18 protein-coding genes are annotated in these 16,686 nt (G+C 60.2%); 6 read left to right on the plus strand and 12 right to left on the minus strand.

The features are described from left to right. Positions 1-161: 161 nt before the first annotated feature. Positions 162-1,229, plus strand: coding sequence for a 3-deoxy-7-phosphoheptulonate synthase AroG (gene aroG, locus KHU30_RS18685; protein WP_211444119.1), 1,068 nt, complete (start codon positions 162-164; stop codon positions 1,227-1,229). A 54-nt stretch (positions 1,230-1,283) separates the two neighbouring features. On the opposite strand, the gene KHU30_RS18690 is transcribed toward aroG, so the two are convergent. Together KHU30_RS18690 and KHU30_RS18695 are read right to left on the minus strand one after the other, a co-directional pair. Further along, a complete protein-coding gene (locus KHU30_RS18690) occupies positions 1,284-1,925 on the minus strand; it encodes a retropepsin-like aspartic protease family protein (protein WP_211444120.1) in 642 nt (213 codons plus the stop codon). 124 nt (positions 1,926-2,049) lie between these two features. Continuing rightward, the gene (locus tag KHU30_RS18695) at positions 2,050-2,535 is read right to left on the minus strand and encodes a YajQ family cyclic di-GMP-binding protein (RefSeq protein ID WP_014007212.1); all 486 of its coding nucleotides are present in this window, start codon (positions 2,533-2,535) and stop codon (positions 2,050-2,052) included. Between the two features lie 198 nt (positions 2,536-2,733). On the opposite strand from KHU30_RS18695, the gene murB reads away from it, so the two are divergent. Then, positions 2,734-3,765 carry a UDP-N-acetylmuramate dehydrogenase gene (murB, locus tag KHU30_RS18700; protein WP_211444121.1) on the plus strand — a complete coding sequence of 344 codons (1,032 nt, stop codon included), beginning with the start codon at positions 2,734-2,736 and terminating at the stop codon, positions 3,763-3,765. Between the two features lie 165 nt (positions 3,766-3,930). Here the strand turns inward: murB and ppnP are convergent, their stop codons facing one another. The 6 genes from ppnP to KHU30_RS18730 all read right to left on the minus strand — a co-directional run bounded on the left by ppnP (position 3,931) and on the right by KHU30_RS18730 (position 9,500). Beyond that, positions 3,931-4,245 carry a pyrimidine/purine nucleoside phosphorylase gene (ppnP, locus tag KHU30_RS18705; protein WP_211444122.1) on the minus strand — a complete coding sequence of 105 codons (315 nt, stop codon included), beginning with the start codon at positions 4,243-4,245 and terminating at the stop codon, positions 3,931-3,933. Positions 4,246-4,338: 93 nt separating this feature from the next. Then, entirely contained in the window at positions 4,339-5,673 is a 1,335-nt protein-coding gene (gene argG / locus KHU30_RS18710; RefSeq protein WP_211444123.1) for an argininosuccinate synthase, read from the minus strand. Positions 5,674-5,698: 25 nt separating this feature from the next. Then, positions 5,699-6,094, minus strand: coding sequence for a VOC family protein (locus KHU30_RS18715; protein WP_211444124.1), 396 nt, complete (start codon positions 6,092-6,094; stop codon positions 5,699-5,701). A gap of 3 nt (positions 6,095-6,097) precedes the next feature. Then, a complete protein-coding gene (gene argF / locus KHU30_RS18720; RefSeq protein ID WP_211444125.1) occupies positions 6,098-7,015 on the minus strand; it encodes an ornithine carbamoyltransferase in 918 nt (305 codons plus the stop codon). Positions 7,016-7,270: 255 nt separating this feature from the next. Continuing rightward, positions 7,271-8,236, minus strand: a complete 966-nt coding sequence (gene rsgA, locus KHU30_RS18725; RefSeq protein WP_211444126.1) for a ribosome small subunit-dependent GTPase A — start codon at positions 8,234-8,236, stop codon at positions 7,271-7,273. Continuing rightward, entirely contained in the window at positions 8,229-9,500 is a 1,272-nt protein-coding gene (locus tag KHU30_RS18730; RefSeq protein WP_211444127.1) for a M48 family metallopeptidase, read from the minus strand. Before KHU30_RS18730 ends, rsgA begins: the two co-directional genes overlap by 8 nt. Positions 9,501-9,708: 208 nt before the next feature. Here KHU30_RS18730 and orn point away from each other — a divergent pair, with 208 nt between their 5' ends. Beyond that, on the plus strand, positions 9,709-10,314 hold the full coding sequence (gene orn, locus KHU30_RS18735; protein WP_211444128.1) for an oligoribonuclease: 606 nt from the start codon (positions 9,709-9,711) through the stop codon (positions 10,312-10,314). Positions 10,315-10,375: 61 nt separating this feature from the next. Here orn and KHU30_RS18740 read toward each other — a convergent pair whose 3' ends face one another. Beyond that, the gene (locus KHU30_RS18740; RefSeq protein WP_211444129.1) at positions 10,376-11,086 is read right to left on the minus strand and encodes a UPF0149 family protein; all 711 of its coding nucleotides are present in this window, start codon (positions 11,084-11,086) and stop codon (positions 10,376-10,378) included. A 142-nt stretch (positions 11,087-11,228) separates the two neighbouring features. Between KHU30_RS18740 and KHU30_RS18745 the strand changes: the two genes are divergently transcribed. Then, entirely contained in the window at positions 11,229-11,762 is a 534-nt protein-coding gene (locus KHU30_RS18745; protein WP_211444130.1) for a GNAT family N-acetyltransferase, read from the plus strand. On the opposite strand, the gene KHU30_RS18750 is transcribed toward KHU30_RS18745, so the two are convergent. After that, positions 11,740-12,612, minus strand: coding sequence for a DNA ligase (locus tag KHU30_RS18750; RefSeq protein WP_211444131.1), 873 nt, complete (start codon positions 12,610-12,612; stop codon positions 11,740-11,742). The two genes, KHU30_RS18745 and KHU30_RS18750, sit on opposite strands and share 23 nt — an antisense overlap. Before the next feature lie 262 nt (positions 12,613-12,874). Between KHU30_RS18750 and KHU30_RS18755 the strand changes: the two genes are divergently transcribed. Continuing rightward, positions 12,875-13,867 carry a serine/threonine protein kinase gene (locus tag KHU30_RS18755; protein WP_211444132.1) on the plus strand — a complete coding sequence of 331 codons (993 nt, stop codon included), beginning with the start codon at positions 12,875-12,877 and terminating at the stop codon, positions 13,865-13,867. An 18-nt stretch (positions 13,868-13,885) separates the two neighbouring features. On the opposite strand, the gene KHU30_RS18760 is transcribed toward KHU30_RS18755, so the two are convergent. Continuing rightward, entirely contained in the window at positions 13,886-14,215 is a 330-nt protein-coding gene (locus KHU30_RS18760) for a DMT family transporter (RefSeq protein ID WP_098495873.1), read from the minus strand. A gap of 50 nt (positions 14,216-14,265) precedes the next feature. Beyond that, the gene (locus tag KHU30_RS18765) at positions 14,266-15,162 is read right to left on the minus strand and encodes a LysR family transcriptional regulator (protein ID WP_211444133.1); all 897 of its coding nucleotides are present in this window, start codon (positions 15,160-15,162) and stop codon (positions 14,266-14,268) included. A 145-nt stretch (positions 15,163-15,307) separates the two neighbouring features. Between KHU30_RS18765 and KHU30_RS18770 the strand changes: the two genes are divergently transcribed. Further along, the gene (locus KHU30_RS18770; RefSeq protein WP_211444134.1) at positions 15,308-16,672 is read left to right on the plus strand and encodes an MFS transporter; all 1,365 of its coding nucleotides are present in this window, start codon (positions 15,308-15,310) and stop codon (positions 16,670-16,672) included. Positions 16,673-16,686 lie beyond the last annotated feature (14 nt).

Genomic DNA, 16,686 nt, shown 5'->3' on the forward strand with positions numbered 1-16,686 from the left:
TTTCGCACGCGCTTACTTCTTTTTTTACTTTAGCTATTCCAGCCCCACGGCGGTGAAAAGCGGTAAGCGTTCGTAAGTAAAGAGCAAACCGAAATTTCTAAAAAACCGCCAGCGATGGCGGTTTTTTTATACCCAGTCACTTTTTGAGCCAGGAGAAAAACATGCTACGCACCGACGATCTGCGCATCCGAGAAATGAAAGAATTAGTTCCACCTTCGCATTTGATCCGCGAATTCGGCTGCTCCGAGAAAGTGGCGGAAACCGCCGCCAATTCCCGGATTGCCTTGCATCGCATCTTGCACGGACAGGATGACCGCCTGATGGTGGTGATCGGACCTTGCTCGATCCACGATACCAAGGCGGCAATGGAATACGCCGGCCGCCTGGTCGGCGAGCGCGAGCGTTTCAAGGGCGAGCTGGAAATCGTCATGCGTGTGTACTTCGAGAAGCCGCGCACAACGGTGGGCTGGAAGGGCCTGATCAACGATCCATACATGGACAACAGCTTCCGCATCAACGACGGCTTGCGCATGGCGCGCGAGCTGCTGTTGAACATCAATGAACTGGGCCTGCCGGCCGGCACCGAATTCCTCGATGTGATCAGCCCGCAATACATCGCCGACCTGATCAGCTGGGGTGCGATCGGCGCCCGCACCACCGAATCGCAGGTGCATCGTGAACTGGCGTCCGGCCTGTCGTGCCCGGTCGGTTTCAAGAACGGCACCGACGGCAACATCAAGATCGCCGTGGACGCCATCAAGGCGGCTTCGCAGCCGCACCATTTCCTGTCTGTGACCAAGGGCGGGCATTCGGCCATCGTTTCGACCAACGGCAATGAAGACTGCCATATCATCCTGCGCGGCGGCAAGGCGCCCAATTACGATGCGGCCAGCGTCGAGGCGGCTTGCAAGGATATCGCCGGCAGCGGCCTGGCGTCGCGCCTGATGATCGACGCTTCGCATGCAAACAGTTCGAAGAAGCCGGAAAACCAGATCCCGGTCTGCGCCGATATCGGCCGTCAGATTGCAGCCGGCGACGGCCGTATTGTCGGCGTCATGGTGGAGTCGCACTTGATCGCGGGCCGCCAGGACCTGGTGCCGGGCAAGGAGCTGGTGTACGGCCAGTCGGTGACCGACGGTTGCATCAACTGGGAAGAAAGCGTCGCGGTGCTGGAAGACCTGGCGGCGTCAGTCCGGCAGCGTCGCTTGCTGAACGCCAGCCCGGCCTGAGCAGTGCAGGGGGAGATCGGGGCAGGCTGCGCCGGCCCCGATCTGACTGCGGTATCAGAAGCGCTTGGTCAGCACCATCATCTCGCCTTCGCGCCGCATCTCGGTGCGGTTCAGGAAAGACATGCCGAGCAGGGCGAACGGCAGGCCGCTTTCCTGCACCAGGGCATCGACCTGGTTCATTTCAATGTCGCCGATCTTGACTGTATTGAGCTTGACCCGGTAGGCCGGCGCGGGGCCGTTGGCGGTATTGACCATCACCATCTGACCCTGTTTGTAGTTGACGCCCATCCGCATCGCATCCGATGCCGGCAACGCAATCATGGTGGCGCCGGTGTCGACCAGCATGGTCATCATGGCGCCGTTGATTTGGGCGTCGGCGACGAAATGGCCTTGCGGATTGACCTTCAGGGTCACGCTGGAAGAAGCGCCCGGCGCACTGCGGCTGACGTATTCGCCGATGCCGATCACCTGCCGTTTGCCCTTGACCTCCAGCGTTGCGGTATTGCCATTGGCTTCCACCAGCTTGACGTCGTCGGCGACTTTGCTGCCGACCGAATAGGTCTTTGGCGATGAACCGTCGATGACCAATACGGCCTTGCCCGGAAACAGGCCGACCACGCCGATATCGGAAGCTTGTACCGCGTTGGAGAAAGAGGCTGATAACAACAGGCTGGTGATCAAAACGAACGGGCGCATGGAAGTCCGGCTTTCCTGACAAGGGTTGAGGTAGCGCCGCAGGCCGTTCGGGCGTGTTGAACGGCTGGCAACAGCAGGTGATGGTAACTCTGTCTGTTGCCAAAAGCCACTAAAAAGCCACTATTTAGTCGCGGAAATTATTGAATTCCAGCGGCAGATCCGCTACTTCCTTGCGCAGCATCGCCATCGCTGCCTGCAGGTCGTCGCGCTTGGCGCCGGTGATGCGCACGGCGTCGCCCTGGATGCTGGCCTGGACCTTCATCTTGCTGTCTTTGACGATGCGCACGATCTTCTTGGCGGCTTCCGATTCGATGCCGTTCTTGATCTTGATCACTTGCTTGACCTTGTCGCCGCCGATCTTCTCGATCTTGCCGATATCCAGGAAGCGGGTGTCGACATTGCGCTTGACCAGTTTTGCGGTCAGCACGTCGCGCACCTGGCTGAGCTGGAACTCCGAATCGGCGTAAGCGGTCAGGTCGCGCTCTTTCAGCTCGATGCGGGCGTCGCTGCCCTTGAAGTCGAAACGGGTCGAGATCTCTTTGTTGGCTTGATCGTTGGCATTTTTTACTTCGACCAGATTGGCTTCCGATACGGTATCGAATGATGGCATGGTGTTATTCCTTCAGTATGTTCAAATAAAACGGGCCGGCTCCAGTTCTGGAGTGCGCGGCCATCAGGCTATGCGCATTCTATCGGACAAAAAACCCGCGGTGTGGGCTGCCTGGTCTATTTTCTTGCCGGACCGGCCATATTCCCGGACGTACTGCCTGCCGTGGCATGGCCTGCTTGCGTTTATAATCCCGGTGCTATGACTATCTCCCAGCTTCCGCTTCAGTTCGATTTTTCACTACGCCAGCATAATACTTTCGGTATTGATGCCAAGGCGCAGGCCTATTTACCGGTGACTTCCGTAGAAACCTTGCATGCGCTCAGGTCGGATGCCGTGTCTTCCGCCTTGCCGCGCCTGGTGCTGGGCGGCGGCAGCAACCTGGTGCTGACGCAGGATTTTCCCGGGCTGGTGCTGCATATGTGCAGCCGCGGCCGGGACATCATCGGCGCGGATGAAGATGCGGTTTATGTACGGGCAGCGGCCGGCGAAAACTGGCATGCGCTGGTGCTGTGGACGCTGGAGCAGGGCCTGGGCGGGCTGGAGAACCTGTCGCTGATTCCCGGCAGCGCCGGCGCCGCGCCCATCCAGAACATCGGCGCCTATGGCGTCGAACTGCAGGACCGCTTCCATAGCCTGACGGCCATCGACATGGAGAGCGGCGAGATCCTGACGCTGGATCGCAAGGCCTGCGCCTTCGCCTATCGCGACAGCGTTTTCAAGCAGCGCCTGCGCGACCGCGCGATAGTGCTGGACGTCACGCTGGCCTTGCCCAAGCGCTGGCAGCCGGATCTGCGCTATGCCGACGTGGCGCAGGAGCTGGATGCGCGCAAATTGTCACAGCCCACTGCGCGCGACGTCAGCGACGCCGTGATAGCGATCCGCACCCGCAAGTTGCCGGATCCGGCCGTGATCGGCAATGCCGGCAGCTTCTTCAAGAATCCGATAGTGCCGGAACAGCAACGCAATGCGCTGCTGGAGCGGCATCCGCAACTGGTGAGCTACGTGCAGCCGGACGGCGCTTATAAGCTGGCAGCGGGTTGGCTGATCGACCAGTGCGGCTGGAAAGGGAAAAACCTGGGAGCTGCCGGCGTCTATGAAAAGCAGGCGCTGGTGCTAGTCAACCGCGGTGGCGCCACTGGCCAGGATGTGGCGCGTCTGGCGCAGGCGGTGCAGGCCGATGTGCTGGCCAGGTTCGGTGTGGCGCTGGAGCCCGAGCCGATTTTCATCTAGGGAAACGTCGCATATTTGCGACAGGAGAATGACGGCATTTTGCCGGCGCGTTTTGTCACTATCAAGTCACAATGCGCGATTATGCTTCCACCTGTCTCATATCCAACACTCCCTAAAGTAATGGATTTTTAAGCCCGTCATGCATCGCATCACGGGCTCTTTTTTTTAAGCGTAGTGGCAAACGTAGTTGAGCGTTTCCAGGGTCTCGATATCGAAACTGGAATTCGCCGCGATTTCAAAGCGGTCGCCGCTGCCGTAGCGGGTCCACAGTTGCTGGCCTTGCAGGCGCACCCGGCAGATTCCGCTGGTGACGTCCATCACTTCGGCAACGCCGGTGCTGAAGGTCAGCGAGGACGGCAGGATGACGCCCAATGTTTTCTTGCTGCCATTGGCGAAGATCACGGTATGGGAAACGCATTTGCCGTCGAAATAGACATTGCCTTGCTTTAAGACTGATACATGGTCGAATTGTGTGCTCATGAGGATTCCTTGCAGGATTTTTGACAAAAAAGAACCGGCGTGAGCCGGTTCTGCATATGGTGAGGCGAGTTCTTGCCGCCGGCTTGCGCTTACTTACTCCGCGTCTTTGTCGAGCAGCGGCAGCGATACGGCATTGCTGGATGCGAGCAGGCCGGTGCTTTGATAGATCGCCAGCTTCTGGCGTGTATCGCTGATGTCGAGGTTGCGCATGGTCAGCTGGCCGATGCGGTCCTGCGGCGTGAAGGCTCCTGCGCCCTTTTCCATGGTCAGGCGGTCAGGATGGTAGGTCAGGTTGGCCGACTCGGTGTTGAGGATCGAATAATCGTTGCCGCGGCGCAGTTCGATCGTGACCTCGCCGGTGATGGCGCGCGCCACCCAGCGTTGCGCCGTCTCGCGCAGCATGATCGCCTGCGAGTCGAACCAGCGGCCTTGGTACAGCAGGCGGCCCAGGCGGCGGCCGCTTTCGCGGTACTGCTCGATGGTGTCTTCGTTATGGATGCCGGTGACCAGGCGCTCGTAGGCGATGAACAGCAGGGCCAGGCCCGGCGCTTCATAGATGCCGCGGCTCTTGGCTTCGATGATGCGGTTTTCGATCTGGTCGCTCATGCCCAGGCCGTGGCGTCCGCCGATGCGGTTGGCTTCCATCATCAGGTCGACCTGGTTGGCAAACACGACGCCGTTGAGGGCGACCGGACGGCCTTCTTCAAAGCGCACGGTGACTTCTTCGCGCTTGACTTCGACGTCGTCGCGCCAGAAGGCGACGCCCATGATCGGTTCGACGATCTTCATGCCGGAGTTCAGGAACTCCAGGTCTTTCGCTTCATGCGTGGCGCCGAGCATGTTGGAATCGGTCGAGTAGGCTTTTTCCACCGACATCTTGTAATCGAAGCCGGACGCGATCATGAATTCCGACATTTCCTTGCGGCCGCCCAGCTCCTGGATGAACTTGTCGTCGAGCCATGGCTTGTAGATGCGCAGATTGGGGTTGACCAGCAGGCCGTAGCGGTAGAAACGCTCGATGTCGTTGCCCTTGAAGGTGCTGCCGTCGCCCCAGATGTCGACCTTGTCTTCGCGCATCGCAGCCACCAGCATGGTGCCGGTGACGGCGCGTCCGAGCGGTGTGGTGTTGAAGTAGGTGACGCCGGCGGTGGAGATGTGGAAGGCGCCGCTTTGCAGCGCGGCGATGCCTTCGGCCACCAGTTGTTCGCGGCAATCGACCAGGCGCGCCAGCTCGGCGCCGTAGGCCTTGGCCTTTTGCGGGATGGCGTCGTAGTCCGGTTCGTCAGGCTGGCCCAGGTTGGCGGTATAGGCGTAAGGAATGGCGCCTTTCTGGCGCATCCAGTGCAGCGCGGCGCTGGTATCGAGGCCGCCTGAGAAGGCGATGCCGACTTTTTCGTTGACCGGAACGGATTGCAGGATATTGGACATGATATTTCTAAGTAGGTTGAAATGGTTACTGAGGATCGTGGCAAACGGCTTCGATGTTGTGGCCGTCGGGGTCTTTCACGAACGCACCATAATAATTTTGGTGATAGTGCGGCCGTGGACCAGGCGCGCCGTTGTCGGCGCCGCCCGCTTTGAGTCCTGCTTGATAAAAGGCGTCGACCTGGGCCCGGCTGGCGACCCGGAAAGCGAAATGAATGGCTTGCTGGTGCGCCGGCTTTTCCGCGGTCGCTTTATAGATCCAGAAATCGGGTTTGGGCGCTTCGCCGAAACCGGCGACGTCGGTGCCGGCCACCGCTGCCGGAAACTCCAGCAGCAGCTCATAGCCGATCGCACCGAGGACGGCGCTGTAGAACGCCTTGCTCTTCTGGTAGTCGCTGACGGTAACGCCGGTATGGTCGATCATGGTTTACTCCGCAACCTTGCCCAGCACCAGGTATTCGAGCAGCGCCTTTTGCACGTGCAGGCGGTTCTCGGCTTCATCCCAGACCACCGATTGCGGGCCGTCGATGACTTCGGCGGATACTTCTTCGCCGCGATGCGCCGGCAGGCAGTGCATGAACAAGGCGTCCGGATTGGCGCGCTGCATCTTGGGCTGGTCGACGATCCAGCCGTCGAAGGCTTTCAGGCGCGCTGTGTTTTCATCCTCGTAACCCATGCTGGTCCAGACATCGGTGGTGACCAGGTCGACCCCTTCGCAAGCGTCGGACGGGTTGGCGAAGAAGGTATAGCGCTGGTTGTCGGCGGCGACCTGGCTCGGGTCGATGTCGTAGCCCTTGGGGGTCGAGACATTGACGTGGAAACCGAATACCTGCGCCGCCTGCAGCCAGGAATACAGCATGTTGTTGGCATCGCCGATCCACGCGACTTTCTTGCCGGCGATGGAACCGCGGTGCTCGATGTAGGTGAAGACGTCGGCCAATACCTGGCAGGGATGCTGCTCGTTGGTCAGGCCGTTGATCACCGGCACCCGCGAGTGCGCGGCGAAGCGTTCGATGATGTCCTGGCCGAAGGTGCGAATCATGATGACGTCGCACATGCGCGACATCACCTGCGCCGCGTCTTCCACCGGCTCGCCGCGGCCCAGCTGGCTGTCGCGCGTGTTGAGGTAGATGGCGGCGCCGCCCAGCTGGTGCATGCCGGCTTCAAACGAGAGGCGGGTGCGGGTCGAGTTCTTCTCGAACACCATCACCAGCGTGCGGTCGAGCAGCGTGTAGTGCGGTTCGTAATTCTTGAATTTGCGTTTGATGAGACGGCTACGCTCAATCACGTACTCGTATTCGTCGAGCGAAAAGTCAGAAAACTGCAGGTAGTGTTTGATTGCCATAAATGAAAACGGCGGCCGCTGTGGCGACTGCCGCCGAAAGTTGGAATTCCATTTTTAAATCAACCGCTGGTTTTGCAGGCCGTCGAAGATGTTGTGCGCGGGCTTGAATGAAGGCCCCGCGATTGGCTTAGAAATGAAATAAGTGCTTCAATTATAAGGGATTTCAATAGAAAAGATACCCGTCAAAAGATTGCTTATCTGGCATTAATAAGATGGCACGGCATTTCCCGTCGGCAGCCGTGCCGCCACCCTCGCTTAATACAGTTTCTGCGACGATTCGTGCAGCAACTGCACGTAAAGCTGGTGCCGCATGGGCGCAATCTTGTTTTCCTTGACGGCTTCCAGCACCGCGCAGCTCGGCTCGATCAGGTGATGGCAGTTGTAGAACTTGCATTTCCCCAGATAGGGCGTGAACTCGACGAAAGCGCGTTCCAGCATGCCTTCGCTCAACTGGTACAGGCCGAATTCCTGGAATCCCGGCGAATCGATGATGTTGGCCGGCTTGCCGTCCAGCGCGGTGTCGTCGGCATCCATCTCGTACAAACGGGTGAAGGTAGTGGTGTGCTTGCCGGTATCCAGGGCGGCGGAAATTTCGCGCACGGCGATGTCGGCATCCGGCACGATCAGGTTGATCAGCGACGATTTGCCCATGCCCGACTGGCCGATCAGGATGGTTGACTGGCCTTTCAGCAATGGCCGCAGGGTGGCGCAGGTTTCCTCAGGAAAAGCGCGCGCCGACACTTCATGCACCGGATAGCCGAGGCTGGCATACATCTGCAGCCGTTGCCGGGTCTTTTCCAGCGCCTCGACGATATCGGTCTTGTTGAGCACGATATGGGCCTTGACGCCCGCGGCCTCCGCCGCCACCAGCGCGCGCGAGATCAGGTCGTCGGCAAAGCCCGGCTCGGTCGCCACCACGATGAACAGCTGCGTGACGTTGGCCGCCAGCAGCTTGGATTTGTATTGGTCTGAGCGGTACAGCAGGCTGTTGCGCTCGTCGATGGCTTCGATCACGCCCTGGTTGGGCGAGGTGGTCTTCAGCTGGACCCGGTCGCCGACCGCCACATCGCTTTTCTTGCCGCGGGTGACGCATTGCAGCTTCATTGATTCGCCGCCGATCCTGGCTTGCACCAGGTAATGGCGGCCGTGGGCGGCGATCACCAGGCCGCTGCCGGCCTGGTTGCTGTGCTGTTTTCCGTGTTGCCGGGTATGGTCAACCATGTGCGGCCAGCAGTCGGTTGATGCGCACGGTCGCTGGCGGATGCGAATCGTAGAATGCCGAATGCAGCGGATCCGGAGTCAGGGTAGAAGCATTGTCTTCATACAGCTTGACCAGCGCCGTCACCAGATCGTTGCCATTGGTGTGCTTGACGGCAAATGCATCGGCTTCGAATTCATGCTTGCGCGAGCTGATCGAGGACAGCGGCGACAGCAGGAAGGTAAAGATCGGCAAGGCCAGCATGAACAGGATCAGCGCCATCGCATCGTTGTTGCTGAGGTCGGCCAGCAGCAGCGGATTGACGCCGAGGCCGGTATAGAACCACAGCTGCTGCTTCAGGTAACCCAGCAGCGCCAGGAAAGCCAGCGAGATGACGAACATGACGACGATCCGCTTGACGATGTGCTTCAGCTTGAAATGGCCGAGTTCGTGCGCCAGTACTGCTTCGATTTCATGCGGCGCCAGGCGCGCCAGCAGGGTGTCGAAAAAGACGATGCGCTTGCCGGCGCCAAAACCGGAGAAATAGGCGTTGCCGTGGGCGCTGCGCTTGGAGCCGTCCATCACGAACAGGCCCTTGGAGGCAAAGCCGACGCGCTTCATCAGGCCTTCGATGCGGTCGCGCAGGGTGTCGTCGGCGAGCGGCGTGAATTTGTTGAAGAGCGGCGCGATCACGGTCGGGTACAGCACCAGCATCAGCAGCTGGAAGCCGCTGAACACCAGCCAGGCGTAAAACCACCAGAGATCACCGGATTTGGCCATCAGCTGCAGCACTACCCAGACCAGCGGCAAGCCGATGGCGGCGCCGATCAAGGTGTTTTTCAGCATATCCATGAAGAACAGCTTGACGCTCATCTTGTTAAAACCGAAACGCGCCTCCAGCACGAACTGCTTGTAATAATCCAGCGGCAGGTCGATCAGGCCGGAAATCGCGCCGAAGGCCACCAGCAGGCCCAATTGATACACCATGCCGGGACCGGCCCAGTTGAATATGATGTTGGAAAGTAACTGCAAGCCGCCCAACAAAGTGAAGCCGATCAGCACGGCTGCGCTCAGCAGCATCGAAAACATGCTGAACTTGGTCTTGGCGACGGTGTAGTCGGCAGCCCGCTGATGCGCCGCCAGGGGAATCTTTTCGGCGAATTCGGCCGGCACCGCGCTACGGTGCGCCAGCACATGGCGAATCTGGCGCGAACCCAGCCAGAAGCGCACGATGAGGGTGATTGCCAGGAAAACTACAAACAAAACTGAAAATGCAAATGAAGACATGCCGTCCCTATGTGAGAAAATACCTGCAATGGGCGCCTCTGATAACCTACTGCGCGGCCCAATCTCTGGTCTGCGATGCTCGCTGTACTGAAGTACAGCTGCGCTTCTCGACCAGACCTTGGGCCGCTCGCTACGGTTCTCAGAGGCGCTTTACGGCCAGTTTCAATTGAAATGCCGCAATACTGCTTATATAACCAAGAGAACAATTATGTCACAAGCTGCCGATATCTCAGCTACTCCAACTGCTACACCCGCTCCCGCTGCGCCGCTGCGGCCGAACGAATTCAACCTGATCTGGGTTGACATGGAAATGACGGGGCTTAACCCCGATAGCGACCGCATCATTGAAGTCGCGGTGGTGGTGACCGATCCGCAGCTGAACATCCTGGCGGAAGGCCCGGTATTTGCGATCCACCAGGCCGACGAGATCATGGACGGCATGGATGCCTGGAACAAGGGCACGCACGGCCGTTCCGGCCTGATCGAGCGGGTCAAGACCTCGACCGTGACGGAAAGCGACGCTGAACTGGCGCTGATCGAATTCCTGAAGAAATATGTACCGAACGGCAAGTCGCCGATGTGCGGCAATACGATTTGCCAGGACCGCCGCTTCATGGCGCGCGGCATGCCGAAGCTGGAAGCGTTTTTCCACTATCGCAACCTGGACGTATCGACCTTGAAGGAACTGTGCCGCCGCTGGAAGCCGGAACTGGCGAGCGGCTTCAAGAAACATCAGAAGCACACCGCGCTGGCCGATATCCTGGAATCGATTGAAGAGCTGCGCTACTACCGCGAGCATTTCATCAAGGAATAAAAAAACAGGCCGGGTTGCGCTATGCGCACCCGGCCGGCGATAGCGGCAAGCGCGTCAGCGCTTAATCTTCATTCTTGTTTTCAGTATTGTTCAATCCGCAGCATTTCTTGAATTTCTTGCCGCTGCCGCAGCTGCAATCGTCATTGCGGCCGACTTTCGGCGCTTCGCGCTGGATGGTCTTGACCGCGGATTTGCGGTGCGGCAGCCAGTAGCGATAGATTTCCGGTATCGCTGCCTCCACTTCCACCGCCAGCTTGTGGCGTTGCACCGGATCTTCGCGCAGCGCCATTTCCTCTTCTTCCAGCTCTTCCGCGCCCAGCAGGTAGATCGGCCGCACTACCGTCGCCAGGTTGGAGTGCCAGATCGGTTCCCAGGCCTTGGCGCGCAGGTTGATGCCTTCCCAGAAGCCCCAGGTCCAGGCTTCGCCGTCGAGCAAGGCCTTGCCTTCGTGCTCATGTTCGCAAAACAGCGGTTCGTATTCTTTCGGCGCCACTTCCAGCGTGACCGCGATTTCATTCATGTAGCGAGCGATCAAGCCGACGATCTTCTCGTATTCCTTGTCGGACTTGAATTTCGGCGCATCCTTCAGCGACGGCCCCCACACATGCGGCAGCCATTCGCCCAGCAGCACCTGTTCCGGCCCGATCACCAGCGCCGTCAGGTAGCCGTGCAGGGTATCCATGGTCATGCTGTCTTCAGCGCAACGATCGGACAAGAGAAAATCGTCCAGTTCGTCAAATTCTTTGTCTGAGAGGGGTTCGTCGAGGTTCATGGTGATAGCCGCTTAATATACGATGGAAATGAGGATACGGATTTTACGATTGAAATGGCCGCGCGCTGCAAAATATTCGGGCTGCTTGCCTGCCAACAATCATTTATCCTGTGATAAGTCCATACAGATCGAGTCATCTTATATGAAAATCAGAGCACTGACCCCGTCAGACCTTGCATCCTATCGCCGGCTGAGGCTGGAATCCATCCTGGATTCGCCGTCTTCATTCGTGCCCACGCATGAGGAAGAAAGCGCGCTGCCCGAGGAACAGATGGCGGCGCGTTTGAAAGCAAGCCCTTTCCAGGTGACTTATGGCGCATTTCAAGGCGAGGTCCTGGTCGGCACCGTCGGCCTGGTGCGCGATTCCCGCTCCAAGATTTATCACCGCGCCACCATTGTCGGCGTCTACGTCACGCCCAATGCGCGTTCCGCCGGCGCGGTGCAAGGCATGTTCGAGGCGGTGATCGCTTACGCAAGGAATATCCCGGAGCTGGTCCAGCTGGACTTGAAAGTCAACACCGTCAATCCCCGCGCCAGGGCGGTGTACGCCAAACTGGGGTTTGCCTCCTGCGGCATCGACTACCGCGCCCTGTGCATAGACGGCCGGTTTCATGACGAAGAGCGCATGGCCCTGTATCTTGATGCCGCCGGAACTATTGTTCGTACACCCGCATGAAGCTGGCGAACCTGGGTATGCCGCTGTCATTCAAGCCGCGGAAGCGGTAAGTCACGACGCTGCCCAAGGCCGGCGGCTGGTGCCGCTGCGCGTCGCTGAAGCCGCTGCCCAGCTTGAAGCGCAGGCCGTCCGGCGTTTCCACCAATAGCGCTCCCAGCATGCCCTGGTATTTTCCTTTGCCGGGCAAATGGCCGATGACTTTGGCTTCGGCATCCTCATGGGTTTTGATTTTCAGCAGGTCGTCGCTGCGCTGGGCGCGGTAAAGCGATGCGCCCCGGTGCAGCATCAAGCCTTCGCCGCCTTGCCTGACGGTCTGCTGCAGCAGGCGTTGCAAGGCCGAATGGTCGCTCAGCTTGATCTGTTCCACCGGCAGCACCCAAGGGACTGCAAGTTTGGCGAGCGTACTTTGCAACGCCGGCAGACGCCGGTCGAACGTGCCGGGATATGCGGGCAGGTCGAACACCATGAAGCGCATGCGACGCCAGGCCGCATCGTCCGGCGTTTCGCGGCGTACGGTTGAAACCGCGTGGCTGAACTGCCGGCGGCCGGCCCACAGCTCGCCGTCCAGCGCTGTTTTCGGCCAGTTGGCGGTGAACCAGGGCGGGGCGTTGATGCGTTGGCCGCCGCGCGTCAGCAATTTTTCCCCATCCCAGTAGCCGCGCACGCCGTCCAGTTTTTCGCTGACCCAATAATCCGCCAGGTTGATGCCGGGATGATAGAGGTTTGCCAGCATTAACGGCGGCGCCGGCGTTGCGGACAGGGCAGCGGCAGGCAAGCACAGAAGGATGCCAAGCAGCAGGGCGCTCAACTGCCTGGCAATGCATGGCGGAACAGATGATGGCGTGGACATGGGGTTCGGCTGTCAGACATGAAGCCTGTATCGTAAAGCGATGTTGGCCGTCGCTGGCTGCGCAGAAGTGCTAAAGCTGCGATTCGATATTTAGCTTATATGCGGGTTGTGCGGGTGAAATGCAGTCCTGTCCCGTTCCCGGCGAGGCCGCGCAGTGCAATGCGGGGGAAACGCTAGCCGACAGGGCAGCCGGCGCGACGGCGGCGAGACTATTCGTGTCATCGACGCGATAAGCAGGCCGCCGGCGCTTACAATAGCCGGCATGACTACTTCAAGCCCAGCCTCATTCTCTACCCTCGCTCCAGACACCGTACTGGATGCGCTCGATAGCATCGGCCTGCATGGCGACGGCCGCCTTCTGGCGCTCAACAGCTATGAAAACCGCGTGTACCAGATCGGCATGGAGGAGGGGCCGCCGCTGGTGGCCAAATTCTACCGGCCGCAACGCTGGAGCGATGCAGCCATCCTGGAAGAGCATGGCTTCGTGCAGGAACTGGTGGAGCGCGAGATCCCGGTGGTTGCCGCATGGGCGGCGGCGGACGGCCGCACCTTGCATCAGTTTGAGGGCTTCCGTTTTGCCGTGTTTCCACGCCACGGCGGCCGCGCGCCAGAATTGGAAGACAGCGCCACGCTGGAATGGCTGGGCCGCTTCCTCGGCCGCATCCATGCCGTGGGCGCACTCAGCAACTACCAGCACAGGCCGACGCTGGACATCGCCAGTTTCGGCGAAGAACCCAGCGCTTTCCTGCTGGCCAACGGCTTTGTGCCGGAGGATCTGCTGGAAGCCTATCGCAGCACCGTCGAACTGGCCCTGGACGGCGTGCGCCGCTGCTTCGACCGCGCCGGCACGGTCGGCGCGCTGCGCCTGCACGGCGATTGCCACGGCAGCAACGTGCTGTGGACCGATGCCGGACCGCACTTCGTCGATTTTGACGACAGCCGCATGGGGCCGGCGGTACAGGACCTGTGGATGCTGCTGTCCGGCGAGCGCAGGGACATGGTGCGGCAGATGGGTTCACTGCTGGCCGGCTATGAGGACTTTTGCGATTTCGATACCCGTGAGCTGTACCTGATCGAGGCATTGCGCACCTTGCGCCTGATCCACTACGCGGCGTGGATAGCGCGGCGCTGGGACGATCCGGCGTTCGCCGTGGCCTTCCCCTGGTTCAATACCCAGCGCTACTGGCAGGATAGGGTGCTGGAACTGCGCGAGCAGATCGCGCTGATGGACGAGCCGCCGTTGTGGCAAAACTGAGGCTGGCTTGACTGGCGCCTAGTGCGCCACGGTCTTGGAGAACACGTTCAGCACCAGCACGCCGGAGACGATCAGTCCGATGCCGACCAAAGCCGCGGCATCCAGGCTCTGCTTCAGGAACAGCCAGCCGACCAGCGCGATCAGCGCAATGCCGATACCCGACCACATCGCATACACGATCGCCACCGGCAAGGTGCGCAAGGTCAGCGACAGGAAATAGAAGGCGGTCAGGTAACCCGCCACCACCACCACCGACGGCACCAGCCGGGTAAATTCGGCGCTGGCCTTGAGGGCGCTGGTGGCAATCACTTCGGCGACGATGGCGATCAATAGATAGACCCAATGCATGACTTCTCCTGGCTGATGAAACGTAGATAAAACGTGGAAACAGCGAAACTCTAATCGATCGCGGCGAACAGCTCTGTAACGAAATCGACAAATACGCGTACCTTGGCCGACAACTGATGGCTCTGGTGGTACACCACCGACACCGGCGGCCCCGGCGTGGCCCAGTCGGCCAGCACCGGCGCCAGCAGGCCGGCTCGGATCTGCGGGTTGAGCGAGAGCGTCAGCAGCTGGACGATGCCGGCGCCGCTGGCGGCTGCGTGGATCAGGGTTTCGGCGTGATTGATGGCGATGTTGCCGGGCGGCGCCCAGCTGAACTCCTGCTTGCCCTTGCTGAAGGTCCACGGCACGTTCTGGCCGCTGTTGGGGTGGATGAAAGCGAGGCAACGGAAGCTGCTTAGTTCCTGCGGCGTGCGCGGAGTTCCATGCCGCGCCAGGAAATCGGGGGCGGCGCAGCACAGGTTGCGGGTCTGGTAGATGCGGCGCGCCACCATGCTGGAATCCTTCAGCTCGCCGATGCGGATCCAGACGTCGCCGCGGCCCTCCACCATGTCGACCATGCGGTCGCCGACATTGAGCCGGATCGACAAGTCAGGATACAGCGCGCTGAAGCGCGCCAGCGCCGGCGCCAGGTAGATGCGGGCGATCACGGTCGGCACGTCGACCCGCAATATTCCCTGCGGCGTCACGCGCCGCCTCTGCAGCCCGTCTTCCAGTTCGCTCATGTCGCCGAGCAGGCGCTGGGCCCGCTGGTAACAGCTGTGGCCGTCGTCGGTCAGGGAAATCTTGCGGGTGGTGCGGTTCAGCAGGCGCACGCCGAAATGCCGCTCCAGGGCGGCGATATGGTTGGTGATGGTGGCGTTCGACATCTCCAGCTGTTCAGCCGCGCGGCTGAAGCTGTTCAGTTCCACCACCTGGCAAAATACCCGCAACGATTCCAGCCTGTCCATGATGACGATTTTATATTGTTTAAGTAATTTAAAAAATGATTTTAATTATTGCCTATTTTTCTGATTATTAAAAAGGATGATAATGGCAAAAAACAGATCGTATGGAATGTATTGATACGGCGCCAACATCTTCCCGGAGACACGCATGGCCATTGCGACGCATAGCTCTAACAGCAGCCCGATCGACATTCCCGCCCTGATCGACCGCAGCCGCATCGGCGGCTTCCAGATCGTCATGCTGACCCTGTGCGCCATCTGCCTGATTATCGACGGTTTCGACGTCCAGGCCATGGGCTATGTGGCGCCTGCCATCATCCAGCAGTGGGGAATAGACAAGGCCAACCTCGGCCCGGTGTTCGGTGCCGGCCTGTTCGGCATGCTGCTCGGCTCGCTCACTTTCAGCATCCTGGCCGACCGCATCGGCCGCCGTCCGGTGCTGATCGCCGCCACCCTGTTCTTTGCCGCCTGCATGCTGCTGACGCCGCTGGCCGGCACGGTCGAGCAACTGATTGGGCTGCGTTTCGTCACCGGCCTCGGGCTGGGCGCCATCATGCCCAACGCCATGGCGCTGGCCGGCGAATACAGCCCGCTGCGCAAGCGCGTGACTCTGATGATGCTGGTGTCCTGCGGCTTTACGCTGGGGGCCGTGCTGGGCGGCCTGTTGTCGGCGGCCCTGATTCCGCGCTTCGGCTGGCAGTCGGTATTCCATGTCGGCGGTGTGGTGCCGCTGGTGATCGGCGTGCTGATGATCTTCTGGCTGCCGGAGTCGATGCAGTTCCTGGTATTGCGCGGCAAGCGTCTGGAGCAGGTCGGCAAGTGGTTGCGCCGCATCGATCCCTCCGTCGCGGTTGACCGGGACACGCGTTACGTGGTCAACGAAAAAGCCGGCAAGGGCGCGCCGATGATGCAGCTGTTCCAGCAGGGCCGGGCCAAGGTGACGATCCTGCTGTGGATCATCAATTTCATGAACCTGGTGAACCTGTATTTCCTTTCCAACTGGCTGCCGACCATTGCCAAGGACGCCGGCCTGTCGACCGCCACCGCGGTCATGGCCGGCACCACCTTGCAGATCGGCGGTACGCTGGGAACCTTGATCATGGGGCAGTTGATCGACCGTTCCAGCTTCCGCCGCGTACTGATTCCGGTGTTCCTGACCGCCGGCATGGCGGTGGCGCTGATCGGCCGGCCGGAAATATCTCTGCTGTTCCTGTTTGCCAGCATCTTCGTCGCCGGCTTCTGCATCGTCGGCGGCCAGCCGGCGGTGAATGCGCTGGCAGGGACTTACTACCCGACCACCTTGCGCTCCACCGGCATCGGCTGGAGCCTGGGCGTCGGCCGCATCGGTTCTATCGTCGGGCCGGTGCTGGGCGGCGAGCTGATCCGTCTGAACTGGCCGAACAGCAGCATCTTCCTGCTGCTGGCCGTACCGGCCCTGGTATCGGCGGTGATGCTGATGCTGATGCAGGACACTTCAAATCGCAACAATGCGCAGGCTGTGATTGCGCATTAAGATCAGACCTTCAA

Origin of the sequence: Collimonas humicola, from assembly GCF_018304945.1 — a bacterium.
Lineage (GTDB): Bacteria > Pseudomonadota > Gammaproteobacteria > Burkholderiales > Burkholderiaceae_D > Collimonas > Collimonas humicola.

Bases quoted from the DNA above. Each gene is read 5' to 3' on its own strand.
- aroG (WP_211444119.1), top strand. From the start codon at position 162: ATGCTACGCACCGACGATCTGCGCATCCGAGAAATGAAAGAATTAGTT.
- KHU30_RS18690 (WP_211444120.1), bottom strand. From the start codon at position 1,925: ATGCGCCCGTTCGTTTTGATCACCAGCCTGTTGTTATCAGCCTCTTTC.
- KHU30_RS18695 (WP_014007212.1), bottom strand. From the start codon at position 2,535: ATGCCATCATTCGATACCGTATCGGAAGCCAATCTGGTCGAAGTAAAA.
- murB (WP_211444121.1), top strand. From the start codon at position 2,734: ATGACTATCTCCCAGCTTCCGCTTCAGTTCGATTTTTCACTACGCCAG.
- ppnP (WP_211444122.1), bottom strand. From the start codon at position 4,245: ATGAGCACACAATTCGACCATGTATCAGTCTTAAAGCAAGGCAATGTC.
- argG (WP_211444123.1), bottom strand. From the start codon at position 5,673: ATGTCCAATATCCTGCAATCCGTTCCGGTCAACGAAAAAGTCGGCATC.
- KHU30_RS18715 (WP_211444124.1), bottom strand. From the start codon at position 6,094: ATGATCGACCATACCGGCGTTACCGTCAGCGACTACCAGAAGAGCAAG.
- argF (WP_211444125.1), bottom strand. From the start codon at position 7,015: ATGGCAATCAAACACTACCTGCAGTTTTCTGACTTTTCGCTCGACGAA.
- rsgA (WP_211444126.1), bottom strand. From the start codon at position 8,236: ATGGTTGACCATACCCGGCAACACGGAAAACAGCACAGCAACCAGGCC.
- KHU30_RS18730 (WP_211444127.1), bottom strand. From the start codon at position 9,500: ATGTCTTCATTTGCATTTTCAGTTTTGTTTGTAGTTTTCCTGGCAATC.
- orn (WP_211444128.1), top strand. From the start codon at position 9,709: ATGTCACAAGCTGCCGATATCTCAGCTACTCCAACTGCTACACCCGCT.
- KHU30_RS18740 (WP_211444129.1), bottom strand. From the start codon at position 11,086: ATGAACCTCGACGAACCCCTCTCAGACAAAGAATTTGACGAACTGGAC.
- KHU30_RS18745 (WP_211444130.1), top strand. From the start codon at position 11,229: ATGAAAATCAGAGCACTGACCCCGTCAGACCTTGCATCCTATCGCCGG.
- KHU30_RS18750 (WP_211444131.1), bottom strand. From the start codon at position 12,612: ATGTCCACGCCATCATCTGTTCCGCCATGCATTGCCAGGCAGTTGAGC.
- KHU30_RS18755 (WP_211444132.1), top strand. From the start codon at position 12,875: ATGACTACTTCAAGCCCAGCCTCATTCTCTACCCTCGCTCCAGACACC.
- KHU30_RS18760 (WP_098495873.1), bottom strand. From the start codon at position 14,215: ATGCATTGGGTCTATCTATTGATCGCCATCGTCGCCGAAGTGATTGCC.
- KHU30_RS18765 (WP_211444133.1), bottom strand. From the start codon at position 15,162: ATGGACAGGCTGGAATCGTTGCGGGTATTTTGCCAGGTGGTGGAACTG.
- KHU30_RS18770 (WP_211444134.1), top strand. From the start codon at position 15,308: ATGGCCATTGCGACGCATAGCTCTAACAGCAGCCCGATCGACATTCCC.